The 16,616-nt window shown below is 74.2% G+C and carries 16 protein-coding genes; 7 read left to right on the forward strand and 9 right to left on the reverse strand.

Going from position 1 to position 16,616, the window contains the following annotated elements; all coding sequences use genetic code 11:
* The first annotated feature begins 2 nt into the window (after window positions 1-2).
* The 3 genes from ACI6PP_RS01855 to ACI6PP_RS01865 are packed head-to-tail and all read left to right on the forward strand — an operon-like array spanning window position 3 to window position 3,795.
* Window positions 3-2,450: a CHAT domain-containing protein gene (locus ACI6PP_RS01855; protein ID WP_421108577.1), complete on the forward strand. Its 2,448-nt coding sequence runs from the start codon at window positions 3-5 to the stop codon at window positions 2,448-2,450.
* A gap of 20 nt (window positions 2,451-2,470) precedes the next feature.
* Entirely contained in the window at window positions 2,471-3,034 is a 564-nt protein-coding gene (locus tag ACI6PP_RS01860; RefSeq protein WP_421108579.1) for an isochorismatase family protein, read from the forward strand.
* 8 nt (window positions 3,035-3,042) lie between these two features.
* Window positions 3,043-3,795, forward strand: a complete 753-nt coding sequence (locus tag ACI6PP_RS01865) for a hypothetical protein (protein WP_421108580.1) — start codon at window positions 3,043-3,045, stop codon at window positions 3,793-3,795.
* On the opposite strand, the gene ACI6PP_RS01870 is transcribed toward ACI6PP_RS01865, so the two are convergent.
* The gene (locus tag ACI6PP_RS01870; RefSeq protein WP_421108581.1) at window positions 3,792-4,646 is read right to left on the reverse strand and encodes an NAD(P)H-binding protein; all 855 of its coding nucleotides are present in this window, start codon (window positions 4,644-4,646) and stop codon (window positions 3,792-3,794) included. The two genes, ACI6PP_RS01865 and ACI6PP_RS01870, sit on opposite strands and share 4 nt — an antisense overlap.
* A gap of 86 nt (window positions 4,647-4,732) precedes the next feature.
* Here ACI6PP_RS01870 and ACI6PP_RS01875 point away from each other — a divergent pair, with 86 nt between their 5' ends.
* On the forward strand, window positions 4,733-5,431 hold the full coding sequence (locus ACI6PP_RS01875) for a TetR/AcrR family transcriptional regulator (RefSeq protein ID WP_421108582.1): 699 nt from the start codon (window positions 4,733-4,735) through the stop codon (window positions 5,429-5,431).
* On the opposite strand, the gene ACI6PP_RS01880 is transcribed toward ACI6PP_RS01875, so the two are convergent.
* The gene (locus ACI6PP_RS01880; RefSeq protein WP_421108583.1) at window positions 5,428-6,423 is read right to left on the reverse strand and encodes an alpha/beta hydrolase; all 996 of its coding nucleotides are present in this window, start codon (window positions 6,421-6,423) and stop codon (window positions 5,428-5,430) included. The genes ACI6PP_RS01875 and ACI6PP_RS01880 overlap by 4 nt on opposite strands.
* A gap of 110 nt (window positions 6,424-6,533) precedes the next feature.
* On the opposite strand from ACI6PP_RS01880, the gene ACI6PP_RS01885 reads away from it, so the two are divergent.
* Window positions 6,534-8,036 (forward strand): APC family permease, encoded by a 1,503-nt coding sequence (locus tag ACI6PP_RS01885; RefSeq protein WP_421108585.1) that lies wholly within the window; start codon window positions 6,534-6,536, stop codon window positions 8,034-8,036.
* Between the two features lie 10 nt (window positions 8,037-8,046).
* Here the strand turns inward: ACI6PP_RS01885 and ACI6PP_RS01890 are convergent, their stop codons facing one another.
* Complete coding sequence (locus ACI6PP_RS01890) at window positions 8,047-9,468, reverse strand: M1 family metallopeptidase (RefSeq protein WP_421108586.1); 1,422 nt, start codon at window positions 9,466-9,468, stop codon at window positions 8,047-8,049.
* A 50-nt stretch (window positions 9,469-9,518) separates the two neighbouring features.
* Between ACI6PP_RS01890 and ACI6PP_RS01895 the strand changes: the two genes are divergently transcribed.
* Entirely contained in the window at window positions 9,519-9,998 is a 480-nt protein-coding gene (locus tag ACI6PP_RS01895) for an Lrp/AsnC family transcriptional regulator (RefSeq protein WP_421108588.1), read from the forward strand.
* Here the strand turns inward: ACI6PP_RS01895 and ACI6PP_RS01900 are convergent.
* From ACI6PP_RS01900 to ACI6PP_RS01920, 5 genes are all read right to left on the reverse strand, one after another.
* On the reverse strand, window positions 9,995-10,636 hold the full coding sequence (locus ACI6PP_RS01900; protein WP_421108589.1) for a helix-turn-helix domain-containing protein: 642 nt from the start codon (window positions 10,634-10,636) through the stop codon (window positions 9,995-9,997). The genes ACI6PP_RS01895 and ACI6PP_RS01900 overlap by 4 nt on opposite strands.
* A gap of 21 nt (window positions 10,637-10,657) precedes the next feature.
* A complete protein-coding gene (locus ACI6PP_RS01905) occupies window positions 10,658-12,433 on the reverse strand; it encodes a DEAD/DEAH box helicase (protein ID WP_421108591.1) in 1,776 nt (591 codons plus the stop codon).
* Between the two features lie 2 nt (window positions 12,434-12,435).
* The gene (locus ACI6PP_RS01910) at window positions 12,436-13,353 is read right to left on the reverse strand and encodes a zinc metalloprotease (RefSeq protein WP_421108592.1); all 918 of its coding nucleotides are present in this window, start codon (window positions 13,351-13,353) and stop codon (window positions 12,436-12,438) included.
* Window positions 13,354-13,414: 61 nt separating this feature from the next.
* A complete protein-coding gene (locus ACI6PP_RS01915) occupies window positions 13,415-13,684 on the reverse strand; it encodes a DUF3039 domain-containing protein (protein WP_421108604.1) in 270 nt (89 codons plus the stop codon).
* A 72-nt stretch (window positions 13,685-13,756) separates the two neighbouring features.
* Window positions 13,757-14,335, reverse strand: a complete 579-nt coding sequence (locus tag ACI6PP_RS01920) for a YqgE/AlgH family protein (RefSeq protein ID WP_421108594.1) — start codon at window positions 14,333-14,335, stop codon at window positions 13,757-13,759.
* A gap of 60 nt (window positions 14,336-14,395) precedes the next feature.
* Between ACI6PP_RS01920 and ACI6PP_RS01925 the strand changes: the two genes are divergently transcribed.
* A complete protein-coding gene (locus ACI6PP_RS01925; protein WP_421108595.1) occupies window positions 14,396-15,160 on the forward strand; it encodes a MerR family transcriptional regulator in 765 nt (254 codons plus the stop codon).
* On the opposite strand, the gene ACI6PP_RS01930 is transcribed toward ACI6PP_RS01925, so the two are convergent.
* Window positions 15,157-16,572: an NAD-dependent malic enzyme gene (locus ACI6PP_RS01930; protein WP_421108596.1), complete on the reverse strand. Its 1,416-nt coding sequence runs from the start codon at window positions 16,570-16,572 to the stop codon at window positions 15,157-15,159. The genes ACI6PP_RS01925 and ACI6PP_RS01930 overlap by 4 nt on opposite strands.
* Window positions 16,573-16,616 lie beyond the last annotated feature (44 nt).

Raw genomic sequence — 16,616 nt, forward strand, 5'->3', positions numbered from 1 at the left:
CCGTGCTCACCGCCGACGAGCTGCACCGGCGCGGACGTGCCGCGACCAACGCCGGCCGCCTGGCCGCCGCCCGCCGCTACCTCGACACCGCGCTGTCCCGCGTCGACCCCGGTGACGAGGACGTGCGGGCCCGGGTGGAGGTCACGCTGGCGCACCTCGAGACCGAGGCGGGCAGCTTCGAGGCGGCCCTGGCCGTCTGCGAGCGGGCCGGCGCCCGGACCGGCCTCTCGGCCTCGACCACCGCCCTGGTGCACGGGCAGCTCGGCATGATCCACATGCGCGCGGGAGACGGTGACCGGGCGCTGGAGCACCTCGCCCGGGCCGCCGACGGGCTCGCGGCCGACCCGCACCAGCTCGGCGTGGTGCTGCTCAACCGCGGCAACGTGCACCTGATGCGGGGCGAGTCGGCGCGCGCCGTCGTCGACCTCGGGGGTGCCGCCGCCGCGTTCGACCTGGCGGGCGACGCGATCTTCCGGGCGCGCGCCCAGCACAACGAGGGGTACGCCAGCCTGCTCGCCGGCGACCTCGTCACCGCGCTGCGGCTGATGGACGCCGCGCGTCCCGTGCTGGCCCCGCTCTCGCCGGTGTCCAGGGCCGTCGGTGAGCAGGACCGGGCCGAGGTGCTCACGGCCGCCGGCATGGTGCGGGAGGCCGACGAGGCGCTGACGCGGGCCGCGCGGGCGTTCGGGTCGCGGCGCGCCCGCCAGCACCAGGGCGAGGCCGAGCTCGCGCTCGCCCGGCTGCTCGTCCGCGACGACCCACGCCGCGCCCGGCTCGTGGCCCGTCGGGCCGCGCGGCGCCTGGCCGGGCTCGGCAGCACCGGCTGGGCGCTGCGGGCCGAGGCCGTCGCCACCACCGCGGAGGTGGTCGCCGGGGGCCACGGGCCGGGACTGCTCGCGAGGGCCGAGGCCCTCGCCGACGACCTCTCCGCGCACGGGCTGAGGCCCGACGCCGAGGTGCTCGGTCTGCAGGCCGCCCGGGCGGCCCTGGCCGGAGGGGACCTGGACGGTGCGCGGTCGCGGGTCGACCGCGTCCGGGCCGGCGCGCGCACCCCGTTGCCCACCCGGCTGCTCGCCCGCGAGGTGCGGGCCGAGGTGGCGACGGCCGCGGGGCGTCCTGCCGACGCCCGCCGGCACCTGCGTGCGGGGTTGCGTGACCTGGGCGCCTGGCAGGCGACGTTCGGCGGGCTCGACCTGCAGACGTCGGTCGTCGGGCACGGACGTCGGCTCGCCCAGCACGGGTTGCGGCTCGCCGTCGCCGACGGGCGTCCGGACGTCGTCCTGGAGTGGTCCGAGCGGGCCCGCTCGCTCGCGACCCGCGTGGCGCCGCTGCGTCCACCGGCCGACCTCGACGGGGCCGCCGACCTGGCGACGCTGCGGGCGTCCCGACGGTCCGGGGTCGCGCTGACCGACGAGGCGGCGCTCGTCGACCGCATCCGGGGCCGGGCCTGGGCCGACCCCGGCTCGGGGCAGGTCGACGAGCCGCTCGGCCTGGACGAGGTGCGGGCCGTGCTCGGGGACGCCGACGGCACGCTCGTCGTGCACGTCGTGGTCGACGACGCGGTGCACGCGCTCGTCGTCACCGCGACCCGCGACCGGGTCGTGCACCTGGGCGACGCCGGGCCCGTCCACCGGTTGCTCGAGGGGCTCCGGGCCGACCTCGACGTCGTCGCGGCGCACGCCACCGGTCCGCTCGCCGCCGTCGTGGCCGCGTCGCTCGACGAGCGGCTGGCCGCGCTGGCCGAGCGGCTCGTCTCCCCCGTCGCCGACCTGCTCGCCGACGGACCCGTCGTCCTGACGCCGTCGGGCGCGCTGGCCGGGGTGCCGTGGTCGATGCTGCCGGGGCTGGTCGGCCGGACGTCGACGGTGGCCGGCTCGGCGTCGGTCTTCGTCCGGCAGCACCGCACCGCTCGCCCGCCACGGTCCGCCGCGTTCGTGGGCGGGCCGCACGTGCCCCGTGCCGCCGAGGAGGTCACGGCGGCCGCGCGGGCCTGGCCCGGCGCCGCGGTGGTGCTCGGCGACGACGCGACGGCCGCGCGCACCGGGGCCCTGGCCACCACCGCGGACGTGCTGCACGTGGCCGCCCACGGGCGGCACTCGTCGGACCACCCGCTGTTCTCGGGTCTCGAGCTCGCCGACGGGCCGTGGTTCGGTCACGACGTCGACCGGTTGCCGGCCGTGCCCGACGTGGTGGTGCTGTCGGCGTGCGAGGTCGGCCGCTCCACCGTCCGCTGGGGCGAGGAGCTCGTGGGCATGACGGCCGCGTGGCTGCACGCTGGTGCCCGGTGCGTCGTCGCCTCCCCCGCCGAGGTCGCCGACGACGTCGCGTGCGAGGTCCTGGGTTCGATGCACGCGTCGATGGCCCGGGGCACCACGCCCGCCGCGGCGCTGGCGGCCGCGTCCGCGCGGGTGGGCGGCACCTCCTTCCAGTGCTTCGGCTCCGGCTGGTGAGCGCTTGGCATGATGGGGCGATGGCGACTCCCACCCCGACGACCGCCCTGGTCGTGGTCGACGTCCAGAACGACTTCTGCGAGGGCGGCTCGCTGGCTGTGACCGGCGGCGCCGACGTCGCCCGTCGCGTGGCCGAGCTGGTCGCGTCCGGCCGCTACGCCACCGTCGTCGCCACCCGCGACCACCACGTCGACCCCGGCTCGCACTTCAGCGACGAGCCCGACTTCGTCGACTCCTGGCCACCCCACTGCGTCGTCGGCACCCCGGGCGCCGACCTCCACGAGCCGCTGCGCGACGACCTCTTCCAGGCCGTGTTCCGCAAGGGCGAGTACGAGGCCGCCTACTCCGGGTTCGAGGGCGTGGACGCCGACGGCACCGAGCTGGCGCTGTGGCTCACCGCGCACGGGGTCGAGGCGGTCGACGTCTGCGGGATCGCCACCGACTACTGCGTGCGCGCCACCGCGCTCGACGCCGCCCGCCACGGCTTCGCGACCCGGGTGCTCCTCGACCTCACCGCCGCCGTCTCCGCCGACAACGTCCCCGCCACGCGCGCCGACCTCGACGCCGCGGGCGTCAGCCTCTGATGGCCGACGTGCCCGCCTCCGTCGCGGCCCTGGTGGACGACGCCCGAGCGGTCGCCGCCGGGGCGCTGCCCGCCGACCCGCCGACCGTGGACGAGCCGGTGCTCCGCGCCCTCACCGTGCCCGACACCGCCCTGCGCGCCCTCGGCGAGGCCGCCACGACGGCGCCCGTCTCGCTGCGCGTCACCGGCGGCGCCGGCGCGCTCGGTCCGGCTCTCGAGCACGCCGTCCGTGTCGTGGGCGAGCGACTGCTCGCGGTCTCGATCGCGCTGCGCGACGAGGACGACCTGGGCCGCAACGCCGAGCGCATCGTCCGGGTGCTCGACGGCGAGCTGCCCGACGACGTCCTCGCCTCCGTCGAGGTGCCCGCGCCGCCCACGGGTCGCCCGACCCCCACCTGGCTCGACGCCGTCGACCGGCTCGGGGCCGAGGGCCACGGCGTCGCGTTCCGGCCGGCGCCCGGCGACCCCGTCGCCACCGTGGCGGTCGTCGACGCCGCCCTCGACCGCGAGTGTCCCGTGCACCTGGCCGGCGACACCTCGCTCGACCTGACGCTCGGCGCCCTCGCCGCCGTCCGCGTGCTCTGGGACGGCGGTGGTCGGGACGAGGCGGTGCGGATGCTCGCCGAGCCGGGCTCCGCCGGGGCCGACGTCCGGGGCTGGGACGACGCCGCCGGCGCCTCGGCGCGTCGCTGGCTGCGCGCCGTCGAGTCCACCGATCCCGCCGCCCTCGTCACCGCGCTGCGTGCGGTCCTGACGGTCTAGACCGCGGCCGCCAGGACCTCCCGCAACGAGGTCGCGGGACGGCCCACCAGCTTCTCGAGCGTGGGGTCGGTGGCCGCGAACTCGCCGCGCCGCGAGGCGAGGAAGAGCAGCAGGAGCATCTCGGCCTGCTCGCGCGGGACGCCGCGGTCGACCAGGCCCCGGACCCAGTCCTCGTCCTCGACGACCACGCGGCGGACGGTGCGCCCCGTCAGGTCCCCGAGCATCCGGGCCACGTCGGCGAAGTCGTGGGCCTCCGGGGCGGTGAGGGGCGGCGTGGGCCCATCGGGCAGTCCCTCGTCGGCGAGGAGCACCGCGGTGGCCTCGGCGAGGTCGGCGTGGGTCGTCCACGAGACGGGGCCGTCCGCCGGGACCGCGAGCTCCCCGGTCTCGAGCGCGCCGCCGATCATCCGTGGCACGGTGCTCGCGTAGAAGCCGTTGCGCAGCGACGTCCAGGCCGTGCCGAGCGTGCGCAGGTGGTCCTCGGTCGCGGCGTGGTCGGGCATCGGCGTGAAGACCGAGCCTGCCGACGCGCCCTGGTGGCTGGTGTAGAGCACCCGGGTGGCGCCGGCGTCCCGGGCCGCGTCGGCGGCGGCACGGTGCAGGGCCACCCCCTCGGCCCCGAGGGTGTCCGACGAGACGACCAGCACCTGCGACGCGCCCTCGAAGGCCTCGGCGAGGGTGTCGGGCTCGGCGAAGTCACCGCGCCGCACCCGCACGCCACGCGCGGCGAGGTCGGAGGCCCGCGCGGGGTCGCGGACGCTGACGCCCACCTGGTCGGGCGGCAGCCGGTCGAGCAGGTGGTGGACGACCTGGGAGCCGAGCTGTCCGGTGGCACCGGTGACGACGATCATGGGGGGTCCTCTCGTGTTTCCGACGGAACGCTTCTGACGTTATCACTGATTTATCGATGGCATCACCGATGCGTTATCGTCGGACCATGACCGAGGTGGACCAGAGCCCGGGCCGGACCCGCGCCCACGGGGCCATCGTGGAGGCCGCGGCCGCCCTGCTGCGCGAGGGCGGGCCCGCTGCCGTCACCACCCGGGCCGTCGCCGCCGCCGCGGGGGCCCAGCCGCCGACGATCTACCGGCTGTTCGGCGACAAGGACGGGCTGCTCGACGCCGTCGCGGAGCACGCGCTCGCCACCTACGTCGACACCAAGGTCGTCGGGGGCGAGGACCCGGTGGCCGAGCTCGCCGCGAGCTGGCGGACCCACGTCGAGTTCGGGCTGGCGAACCCGGCCGTGGCGACCCTGCTCGCCGATCCCGCCCGCGCCCGGACGTCGCCCGCGGGCGCCGCCGGGATGCGCGTCCTGCGGGCCCGGGTGCACCGGGTCGCCTCCGCAGGACGACTCGCCGTGCCCGAGGACCGTGCCGTCGACATGATCCACGCCGCCGGCACCGGCCTGGTGCTCACGCTGCTCGCCACTGCCCCGGCCGAGCGCGACCTCGGGCTCGTCGACTCGGTGTACGAGGCCGTGGCGGCCGCGATCCTCGCCGACGGCCCCGCCACCGACGCCGACGACGTCGCCACCGCGGCGATCACCCTGCGCGCCGGCCTCGACGACGTCCCGGTGCTCACCGCCGCCGAGCGGGCCCTGCTCGCGGACTGGCTCGACCGGATCGCCGAGCGCTAGGCCTGCGCTGCCGAGAAGGCGTCGCGCAGCGTCCGGACGATCTCGGCCAGTGCCGGCTCGGCAGCCGGGACGGCGCCGGGGAGCGACGCGAACCCGTGGATGGCGTCGCGGTAGCAGGTGTAGGTGACCGGAACCCCCGCCGCGAGGAGCTTGTCGGCGTAGAGGCGACCGTTGTCCTTCAGCGGGTCGTGGCCGGCGGTCTGCACGAGGGCCGGGGCGAGGCCGGCGTGCGACTCGGCCCGGATCGGCGAGGCGGTGGGCACGGTGCCGTCCTGACCCGCCAGGTAGAGCGCGGTGAAGGTGCGCATGCCGCGCGACGTCAGCACCGGCGCGACCGCGTGCTCGACCTCGGAGTCGAAGACGTCGATCATCTCGGTGCCCGGGTAGATCAGCACCTGGGCGCGCAGTCGGGGCCCGCCCGCGTCGCGCGCGAGCATCGCGACGACGGCGGCGAGGTTGCCGCCCGCGCTGTCGCCCATCACGGCCATCCGGTCGGCGTCGCCCCCGAGCTCGTCGGCGTGCTCGTGCACCCATCGGGTCGCGGCCCAGCAGTCGTCGACCCCTGCCGGAAACGGGTGCTCGGGTGCGAGCCGGTAGGCCACCGAGACCACGACGGCCTGGGTGCGGGTGGCGACGCGGCTGGCCAGCCACTCGTCCTGCTCGGGGTCGCCCTGCACCCAGCCGCCGCCGTGGAACAGGACGACGAGCGGCAGCGAGCGCGAGACCTTGGCCTTCGGGCGGTAGATCCGCAGCCGCACGACGGTCCCGTCGAGGTCGACACGACGGTCGGCCACGGCGCACGCCGGGTCGAGCCGGCCGTAGACGCGCTGGCCGGCCCACGACGCCCGCACCGTGGCCCGTGCGGTGCGGGCCGCGGGCAGCTCGTTCGGGTCGAGGTCCTCGATCCCGGGCCCCCGCTTCAGCAGGGCGGCGAGGGCGCGGGTGCGCCAGCGCATGGGCAGGGCGGCGGACTGCGAGGGGTCGAGAGGCACGACGCCACGATGCCACCTGGGGCGCGATCGGCTTGTGTCGGGCACATTTCGTTGCGCCGATGTACGACTCAACCGGGCAGAACGGGCCCCGGCGGGTCTACTGTCGCCGGGTGGACATCACACGCAAGAAGAGCGTCGACGACGTCATCCACCAGAACGACGAGACCCCCGACGGCGCCGACGACCCCCACGGCGGGGGCCAGCTGAACAAGTCGCTGTCGGCCTGGGACCTCATCGGGTTCGGGATCGGCATCGTCATCGGCACCGGGATCTTCACCCTCACCGGACTCCAGGCGAAGGAGAACGCCGGCCCGGCCGTCGTGTTCTCGTTCCTGATCGCCGGCTTCGTGAGCCTGCTCGCCGCGCTCTGCTACGCCGAGCTCGCGTCCGCGGTGCCCACGGCCGGCTCGTCGTACACCTACGCCTACACGACGATCGGCGAGATCTTCGCCTGGATCATCGCGTGGGACCTGATCCTGGAGTTCGCCCTTGGGGCCGCGGTGGTCGCGCGCGGCTGGTCGGGCTACGTCGCGGGCGTGTTCGACCTGCCGTCCAAGTGGTTCGCCGAGGAGGGCTCGGTCGTCAACGTCGGCGCGATCTTCATCGTGCTGGTGCTGGGCTTCGTGGCCATCCGCGGCATCCGTGAGTCCAAGTGGGTGACCAACGGGCTGGTCGTCATCAAGGTGATCGTCTGCCTGTTCGTCATCGCGGTCGGCGCGTTCTACGTCAAGGGCTCCAACCTGGTGCCCTTCATCCCGCCGGCCAAGGAGCCCGAGGGCGGCGGCACCAGCAGCACCCTGACGGCGCCCCTGTGGCAGTTCGTCTCGGGGATCGAGCCGTCGTCGTACGGCCTGGCCGGCGTCTTCGTCGCCGCGGCCGTCGTGTTCTTCGCCTACAGCGGCTTCGAGGCCGTGGCCAACCTCGGTGAGGAGACCAAGAAGCCGGGCCGCGACATGCCGCTCGGCCTGCTCGGCACGCTCGGCATCTGCACGCTGCTCTACGTCGGCGTCTGCCTGGTGGTCACCGGCATGGTCGAGTACCAGAACCTCAGCGAGGGAGACGCCGTCGCCGACGTCTTCGACCAGGTGGGCCTGCAGTGGGCCGGCATCCTGATCGGCATCGCCGCGGTCGCGGGGCTGTCGTCGGTGATCCTGGTCGACATCGTGGCCATGGGTCGTATCGGCTTCGCGCTCGCCCGGGACGGTCTGCTGCCGCCGATCTTCAGCCGGATCCACCCCCGCTGGGGCACCCCGGTGCTGATGACGGGCCTGACGGTCGGCGCCGTCGCGATTCTCGCGGGCTTCATCCCCATCTCCGTGCTCGCCGAGATGGTCAGCATCGGCACGCTGTTCGCGTTCCTGGTGGTCTCGATCGCCGTGGTCGTGCTGCGCCACACGTCACCGGACATGGACCGCCCGTTCCGCACCCCGCTGGTGCCGATCGTCCCCATCCTGTCGGCGCTGTGCTGCATCGGGCTGATGTCGAGCCTCGCGGTCGAGACCTGGCTGCGGTTCGTGGTGTGGCTGCTGCTCGGCTTCGTCGTCTACTTCGCCTACGGCTACCGGCACGCGCGTCTGAACCAGAAGCCCGCGTCGTCCAGCCCCCGGATCTGAGCGACGCCGCTCAGCGGGTGATCGTGGGCTTCTTGCCGCTGAAGAGCCACTGCCGGAACAGCGGGTCGAGGTTCTTGCCCGTGATCTTCTCGGCGAGGTCGATGTACTCGCGCGTGGTGCCGAGGCCGTCGGCGTTGTCGCGGTGCCAGCGGGTGCTCAGCTTGTAGAACGCCTTGTCGCCGATGCGCTTGTGCAGGACGTGCAGCGTCATGGCGCCGCGGTCGTAGACGGGCTCGTCGAAGATGTGCTTGGCACCGGGGTCGCCGATCTCGAGGTCCCAGAACTCGTTGGACGCCTCGTAGCCCCTGTACAGCCGGTTGAAGTGGCTCTGGGTGGAGCGGTTGCCCCGGGCCTGCGACCACAGCCACTCCGAGTACGTCGCGTAGCCCTCGTTGAGCCAGATGTGCTTCCAGCGCTTCACCGCGACCTTGTCGCCGAACCACTGGTGGGCCATCTCGTGGACGACGATGCTCGAGCTGGCGCCCCCCTCGAAGAACGCCGGGCTGTAGACCGGACGGGTCGCGTTCTCGAGCGCGTACCCGAAGTCGACGTTCGGGACGACGCCGCCGACGACGCCGTAGGGGTAGGAGCCCCACCGGCGTGCCAGGAAGCTCGTCACCCGTGGCGTGGTGCGTAGGGAGCGGCGGGCGTTGGCGGCCGTCCTCGCCGGCAGGCCCTTCTCGAGCCCGTAGAGGTACTTCCGGCCGCCGGCGGTGCCCTGCTCGATGTCGTAGTCGCCGATGGCGACGAACGCGAGGTAGGTGGCGATGCGCGACCTCAGCCGCCAGTGCCAGGTGGCCTGGCTGCCGGTGGGCGTGGTGCTCACCAGGTTGCCGTTGCTGATCGCCTCGGTGCCCTTGGGCACCGTGACGCGCACGTCGAACGCCGCGGGGTCGGCCGGGTGGTCGTTGCTCGGGAACCACCAGGCGGCCGCCTGCGGCTGGTTCACCACGACGCCGCCCGTGGGTGTGGTGTACCAGGCGTTCTCGCCGCGCCGCTTGATCTTCTCCGGCACGCCCGCGTAGGTGACCGCGACGCGGAACTTCTGTCCCTTGGCCAGGGCCCTGCCCGGGGAGACCGTCAGCTCCTTGCCCTTCTGGCTGAAGCGGGCCGTCGCGCCGTCGACGGTCACGGCGGAGGCCTTGAGCGCGAGGTCGAGGTTGAACCGGGTGAGGCGCTGCTTGGTGCGCGCCGTCAGGGTCGCGGTGCCGGCCAGCCTCTTGGACGGGTGGTCGTACGAGACCCGGATGTCGTAGTGCCCCACCTGGTAGCCGCCGTTGCCGTCCTCGGGGAAGTACGGGTCGCCGATCCCGTCCGCACCGGTGCTGCCGGCCCGTTGGGCGGCGGTGGCGGGGCCGGGCACGACCGACACCAACCCCAGGCAGCAGGTGGTGAGCAGGACCCCGAGAGCGCGGACGAACCGTGTCGACATGCGCGAACCGTACCCCAGCCCGAGGGGTCCCAAACCCTACGCTGGGCCGCATGAGCCGCGCGCTGGATGCCCTCGACGTCGACCTGGTCGAGCTGTTCAGCGCCGAGCCCCACATCGGCGTGCTGGGCGCCTCCCGGCAGCTCGGTGTCGCGCGCGGCACGGTGCAGGCACGACTGGCCAGGCTCGAGGCCGACGGCGTCATCGTCTCGTGGGCGCCGACGGTGTCACCCGCCGCGCTCGGCTTCACCGTGACGGCCTTCCTCGCCCTCGAGATCAGCCAGACCGCCGGTCACCGTCCGGTCGCCGTCCAGCTGTCCGCCCTGCCCGAGGTGCTCGAGGTGCACACCACCACGGGCAGCGGCGACCTGTGGGTGCGCTGCGTGGCCCGCTCGAACGCCGACCTGCAGCGCGTCATCGACACCGTCGGGGCGATCGACGGCGTCCTGCGCACCTCGACGGTCATCGCCCTCGACACCCAGGTGCCTCCCCGCACGGGCCCCCTCGTCCGGGCCGTCGGGCCGGCGGACTAGGCGCCCAGCACCTCGGCCACCTCGAGGGCGGCGGCGACGACCAGGGGGCCGACGGCGTCCTCGTCGAGCTCGTCGAGCGTGACGAGGCCGACGGCGGCCTCCCCCAGCTCGGTCGACGGGACGGGCGCGGCGAGGCCGAAGGTGCCCGGCTGCACCTCGCCCCGGCTCACCGCCCAGCCGCGGGCGTCACCGGTCTCGCGGCCGAGGGCGATCGCGCGCCCGGACGCGGCGTCGGCCAGCCGGTGGCGTGCCCCCACCCGGTAGGCGACGTGCAGGTCGGTCCACCCGGGCTCGACCACGACGACGGCCACGGCCTCCTCCCCCTCGGCCACGGTGAGGTGGGCGGTGGCGCCGACCCGGTCGGCCAGCGCCCGCAGCACGGGGGTCGTGCGCGCCAGCAGGACCGGTCGCAGGGTCTGGCCCAGCCGCAGCAGTGCCGCACCGGCGACGACGCGCCCGTGGGCGTCGCGGGTGACCAGGTCGTGCCCGGCCAGGGTGGTGACGAGCCGGTGCACGACGGTGCGGTTGAGCGCGAGCGACTCGGCCAGCTCGGCGACGGTGAAGCCCGCGGGCGCCTCGGCGACGGCGAGCATCAGGCGCACGCCGCGGTCGAGGGTCTGCGAGGTCTCCGGAGCCACCTCACCAGCCTAGGCAGACGCTCAGGACGGCTTGGTCGCCCAACCTCGCAGCGTGTCGATGCGGGCGGTCAGCTCGTCGGCCGAGGCCTGCGCCGCCGGAGGCCCGCCGCACGACTCGCGCAGCCGGTTGTGGATGACGCCGTGCGGCGTGGACGTGCGGTGGTGCCACGCGCCGACCAGGCCGTTCAGCTCGCGGCGCAGCATCGAGCGCTGCGCGTGGGTCGCCACCTCGGGCTCCGGCTCGGCGGCCGCCACGGGAGCCGCCGCAGCGGCGGCGGCCGTCTGCGCCGAGCGCCGGGAGCGGGCGTGGCGGAGCAGGTCGCGCACCTGCTCGGGCTCGAGCAGGCCGGGGATGCCGAGGAAGTCCATCTCCTCGTCGCTGCCGACGGCCACCTCGCCCTCGTGGCCGAACTCGCCGCCGTCGTACAGCACGCGGTCGAACGACGCGTCGCTGCCGAGCGCCTCGAACTGCTGGTTCAGCTCGTCGCTGGCGCCCTCGCCCTCGTTGGCCTGGGCCAGCAGCGACTCCTCGGCGGCGAAGACGTCGTCCTCGTCGGTGACCCGGCGCCCGAGCACGTGGTCGCGCTGCACCTCGAGGTCGGACGCGAGCCGCAGCAGGCCCGGCGCGCTCGGCAGGAACACCGACGCCATCTCGCCGCGCTTGCGGGCACGGACGAAGCGTCCGACCGCCTGGGCGAAGAACAGCGGCGTGGACGTGGTGGTGGCGTAGACGCCGACCGCCAGCCGCGGGACGTCGACGCCCTCGCTGACCATGCGCACCGCGACCATCCAGCGGTCGTCGCCGTCGGAGAACTCCGCGATGCGCTTGCTCGACTCGCGCTCGTCGGAGAGCACCACGACCGGCAGGGTGCCGGTGGCCTCCTTGAGGATCTTCGCGTAGGCGCGGGCCTGCGTCTGGTCGGTGGCGATCACCAGGCCGCCGGCGTCGGGGACGTGGCGCCGCACCTCCGACAGTCGGCGGTCGGCGGCCCGCAGGACCGCCGGGATCCACGCGCCCTGGGGGTCGAGCGCGGTGCGCAGGGCCTGCTGGGTGATGTCCTTGGTCAGCGGCTCGCCGAGGCGCGCCTCGATCTCGTCGCCGGCCCGCGTGCGCCAGCGCATGTCGCCGGAGTAGGCCATGAACAGCACGGGGCGCACGACGCCGTCGCGCAGGGCCTCGGCGTAGCCGTAGGAGTAGTCGGCCTCGCTCCGCGAGACGCCGTCGGCCTCGGGGGCGTAGGTGACGAACGGGATCGGGTTGGCGTCGGAGCGGAACGGGGTGCCGGTGAGCGCCAGGCGGCGCACGGCGGGCGCGAACGCCTCCTTGACCGCGTCACCCCACGACCGCGCGTCGCCGGCGTGGTGGATCTCGTCCAGGATCACCAGCGTGCGGAAGCGCTCGGTGCGCATCCGGTAGGCCGTCGGGTTGCCGGCGACGCCGGCGTAGGTGAGCACGAAGCCGCGGAAGTCGCTGGCCATCTTGCCCTGGCTGCCGGTGAAGGCCGGGTCGAGCGGGATGCCGGCGCGGGCGGCGGCCTCGGCCCACTGGGTCTTGAGGTGGTCGGTCGGCGTGACGACGACGATCCGCTCGACGACGCGGGAGTCGAGCAGCTCGGCGGCGGCGCGCAGGGCGAATGTCGTCTTCCCGGCGCCGGGCGTGGCGACCGCGAGGAAGTCCCGCGGCGCACGCTCGCGGTACTGCGCGAGGGCGTCGGCCTGCCAGGCGCGCAGCGCCGGAGCCGTCCCCCACGCCGCCCGCCCCGGGAAGGCCGGAGGAAGGTCAGCAGCGTGGTTCATCGTCAACGACGGTACGCGTACCAAGCCAGCTTCATGCGCTCCACCTGGCCCCGTGTGAAGTGGTTCATGCACGAGTCGTAGGAGTAGTCCATGAAGTTCTGCACGGGGTCGGCACCGGGTGCCGAGCAGGTGTCGCGTCCGATCGGGCAGGTGAAGCTGGGGTTGCGCTCGGCAGGGGTGTCGGACACGTAGTCGTTGCGCGACGAGCAGCCGCCCTGGAACGTGTGGAACAGCCCGAGCCAGTGGCCGACCTCGTGGACGGCGGTGTCGCCGCGGTTGTAGCCGGCGAAGCGCCCGCCGGGCACGGTGTCGACGTTGATGACGACGCCGTCGCTGCGCGGCGCCTTGGCGGCGCGCTGCGGGAAGCTGGACCAGCCGAGCGTCTTGTTGACGTCGTTCTTGGGCGAGCTGAAGTAGAGGTTGAGCGTGCGGGCGTCGCCGCGGTGCAGGCGGGCCATCATCTTCTTGGCCGCCGCCGACCGGTAGTCGGCGTCCCAGTAGGACCGGTTGGCGGTGTAGTCGATGCCCTTGAGCACGAAGCGGATGCGCGCGTTGGCGCCGGTCGACGACTGCTTGCCGGCGAACGCCTTGTTCATGATCGAGATCTGACGCTTGACCTTGGCCTTGGTCATCTTCGTCTTGGCGCCCTTGCGGGGCTTGATCACGTGGACGCGCACGGGGATGCGGACGTTCTTGCGCACCAGCGCGGCCGTGGACGGACGCGCCTGACGGGCACCGGCGGAGGCGTTGACGCGGCGGTCGAGGTGGCGGTCGAGCGCGTGCGCCGTGGCGGCCGGGAGCGCGGACTCGCGGCTGTAGCCGTCCTGACGGGCCGCGACGTCGCCGGGGACGCACGCGTCGGCCGTGCGCGAGACGGCGGGGGCGTCGACGGCCCGGGCCGTGGACGGGGCGGCGGACACGAGTGCAGCAGCCAGCGCGAGAGCGGTCAGCCCCAGCAGTCCGGCGCGCGAGGAGCGCCCGTTAACGGTCGTCTCCCTCGTCGTCACCGGGCTCGAACGACTCCCACCGGTCCTTGCACTCCGGGCAGACCGGGAAGCGCTGCGGGTCGCGGCTCGGGACCCACACCTTGCCGCAGAGCGCGACCACGGGAGTGCCCTCGATCATCGCCTCGGTGAGCTTGTCCTTGGGCACGTAGTGCGAGAAGCGCTCGTGATCGCCGTCACTGGTCTGGGGCAGCGTGCGGCGGTCCTCCACGGTCTGCGCACCAGGACTCAGGAAACCGGGACTCATGGGGGGCGTCACGAGTCGAAGTGTAGGCCATCCACCCGCCCTCCCGGAGTCGCTTTCGTCCGGGTTCTGGTCTCAGTTCATCGACGGGTCGTCGGGGTAGCTGGCGAGCAGCCGCAGCTCGCCGTCCTGCCGCCGGAGCACCACGCGCCACAGGTCGTCCGGGCTGGGGCTCAGCAGGTCCTGCTCGCTCGAGCGCACCACCAGCCACGACCCCGACGCGAGCTCCTCCTCGAGCTGGCCGGGCGACCATCCCGCGTAGCCGGCGAAGACGCGCAGGCCCGCGAGGGCGTCACCGACCGCGGCCACCGGGGTGTCGAGGTCGACCAGCCCGACGCGTCCGTACATCGGGCGCCAGCCGAGCGGCTCGTCGTCGACGCCCGGCAGCAGGACGCCCACCGCGAGCGCCGCCTCGGCCGACACCGGGCCGCCCTCGAAGATCGTGACGGGGCCGGCCGCCACGGCCGCCCACCCGGGCAGGACGTCGTCGAGCCCGGCACCGGTGGGCCGGTTGAGGATCACCCCGAGGGCCCCGTGCTCGTCGTGGTCGAGGAGCAGCACCACCGCGCGCCGGAACGTCGGCTCGTCCAGGCTGGGCGCGGCGAGCAGCAGCCGGCCGGTCAGCCAGTCGCCCTCGGCCGCGTCGTCCACCACGCCCCGATCGTATGCCGTGACATCCTGTACCGACCCCGACCGCACCACGAGAGGCCAGCGATGACCGACCCGGACTCCACGTCCGAGGCCGAGCTCACGATCGACGAGCTCGCCGCCCGGGTCGGCATGACCGTGCGCAACGTCCGCGCCTACGCCGGACGCGGGCTGATCCCGGCCCCTCGCCTCGCCGGGCGCACCGGGTACTACAACGACGTCCACGTGAGCCGGCTGCGCCTGGTGCGCGAGCTGCTCGACCGCGGCTACACCCTCGCGGCGGTCGAGAAGGCCGTGCTCAGCAACCAGGACAGCACCGCCGCGCACGCGCTCGACCTGCTCGAGGTGCTGGAGTCCCCCGTCGCCGACGACGACACCCAGGTGGTCTCGCGCGACGCGCTCGCCGCGATGGCCGGCACCGAGCGCGACGACGCCCTGGTCGAGCAGCTCGTGACCGCGGGGCTGGTCGAGGTCCAGGGCGACGACTCGCTGCTGCTGCTGCAGCCCAGCGTCGTGCGCGCCGGCACGTCCGCGATCGCGATCGGCCTGTCCACCGAGACGGTGATGACGCTGCTGCCCACGCTGTCCGAGCACCTCGGCGCCGTCGCGCAGACGCTCGTCGACCGCGTCCGTGCGCAGGTCTGGCAGCCGTTCGTCGAGGCCGAGATGCCCGAGGACCGCTGGCCCGAGATCCTCGGCCTGATCGAGGGCCTGCTGCCCGTCGCCGGGCAGGCCGTCCTCGCGGTGTTCCGCCGCGAGCTCGCCGCGGCCATCGAGGACGTGCTCGGCGCCGAGCTGCGCAACCTCGGCGAGGCCGGCGCCCCCGCCTAGCCCTGCTTGCTCGGGGCGCGCCCCTCGGCCACCTCGGACGCGTGCTGGACGGCCTCGGCGACCAGCTCGTGCACGTCGGCGTGGAAGACGCTGGGGATGATGTAGTTCGCGTTGACCTCCTCGTCGGTGACGGTGGCCGCGATCGCGTCGGCGGCGGCGACGAGCACCGACTCGTGGATGCCGTGGCTGCGGGCGTCGAGCAGGCCGCGGAAGATCCCGGGGAACGCGAGCACGTTGTTGATCTGGTTGGGGTAGTCCGAGCGGCCGGTGGCCACCACCGCGGCGTGACGACGCGCGATCGCCGGGTCGACCTCCGGCGTGGGGTTCGCGAGCGCGAAGATGATCGAGTCGGCGGCCATCGCGGCGACGTCGGACTCCTCGAGCAGGTTGGGGGCGCTGACGCCGACGAAGACGTCGGCACCGGGGAGGTTCTCGCGCAGCGTGCCGGTCCGGCCCTCGGGGTTGGTGTGCTCGGCGATCCACCGGATCGAGTCGTGCATGTCGGCCCGTCCGCCGTGGATGACGCCGTCGACGTCGCACACGGTGACGTCGCGGAGCCCGGCGGCCAGCAGCAGCTTGAGGATCGCGGTGCCCGCGGCACCGGCGCCGACCATGACGACGCGGACCGAGCCGATGTCCTTACCCACGACGCGCAGGGCGTTGCGGAGCGCGGCGAGCACCACGATGGCCGTGCCGTGCTGGTCGTCGTGGAAGACCGGGATGTCGAGCATGTCGCGCAGGCGGCGCTCGACCTCGAAGCAGCGCGGCGCCGAGATGTCCTCGAGGTTGATGCCGGCGAAGCCCGGCGCGATCGCCGCGACGGTGCGGACGATCTCGTCGGTGTCCTGGGTGTCGAGGCAGATCGGCCACGCGTCGATCTGGCCGAAGCGCTTGAACAGCGCGGCCTTGCCCTCCATCACCGGCAGCGCCGCGTGCGGCCCGATGTTGCCCAGGCCGAGCACCGCGGACCCGTCGGTGACGACGGCGACCGAGTTGCGCTTGACGGTGAGGCGGCGTGCGTCCTCGGGGTTCTCGGCGATCGCGAGGCAGACGCGCGCGACGCCCGGCGTGTAGACCATCGACAGGTCGTCGCGGTTGCGGATCGGGTGCTTGCTGTCCATCTCGATGACGCCACCGAGGTGCATGAGGAAGGTCCGGTCGGAGACCTTGTGCACGGTGACGCCCTCGACGGCGCGCAGCGCCTCGACGATGGCCGCCGAGTGCTCGGTGTCGGAGGCGGCGCAGGTGACGTCGATCTGGAGACGGTCGGTCTCCGACCCGGTGACGTCGAGCGCGGAGACCAGGCCCCCGGCCTGCTCGACGGCGGACGTCAGCTCGCCGACCCCGGCGCCGCCGGAGCGGACCTCGAGGCGGACGGTGATGGAGTACGAGACGCTCGGTGCAGTGGCCACGGGCGGATTGTCGCAGAAACCGTCGGGCGGTCACCTCCGCGGAG

It is taken from the genome of Solicola agrisoli (genome assembly GCF_049059935.1).
In the GTDB taxonomy this organism is placed as follows: Bacteria; Actinomycetota; Actinomycetes; order Propionibacteriales; family Nocardioidaceae; genus JAURVT01.

What these genes read in the sequence shown, in the direction of transcription:
- ACI6PP_RS01890 (WP_421108586.1), bottom strand. Translation starts at nt 9,468, where the DNA reads ATGTCGACACGGTTCGTCCGCGCTCTCGGGGTCCTGCTCACCACCTGC.
- ACI6PP_RS01875 (WP_421108582.1), top strand. Translation starts at nt 4,733, where the DNA reads ATGACCGAGGTGGACCAGAGCCCGGGCCGGACCCGCGCCCACGGGGCC.
- ACI6PP_RS01915 (WP_421108604.1), bottom strand. Translation starts at nt 13,684, where the DNA reads ATGAGTCCCGGTTTCCTGAGTCCTGGTGCGCAGACCGTGGAGGACCGC.
- ACI6PP_RS01860 (WP_421108579.1), top strand. Translation starts at nt 2,471, where the DNA reads ATGGCGACTCCCACCCCGACGACCGCCCTGGTCGTGGTCGACGTCCAG.
- ACI6PP_RS01895 (WP_421108588.1), top strand. Translation starts at nt 9,519, where the DNA reads ATGAGCCGCGCGCTGGATGCCCTCGACGTCGACCTGGTCGAGCTGTTC.
- ACI6PP_RS01870 (WP_421108581.1), bottom strand. Translation starts at nt 4,646, where the DNA reads ATGATCGTCGTCACCGGTGCCACCGGACAGCTCGGCTCCCAGGTCGTC.
- ACI6PP_RS01905 (WP_421108591.1), bottom strand. Translation starts at nt 12,433, where the DNA reads ATGAACCACGCTGCTGACCTTCCTCCGGCCTTCCCGGGGCGGGCGGCG.
- ACI6PP_RS01925 (WP_421108595.1), top strand. Translation starts at nt 14,396, where the DNA reads ATGACCGACCCGGACTCCACGTCCGAGGCCGAGCTCACGATCGACGAG.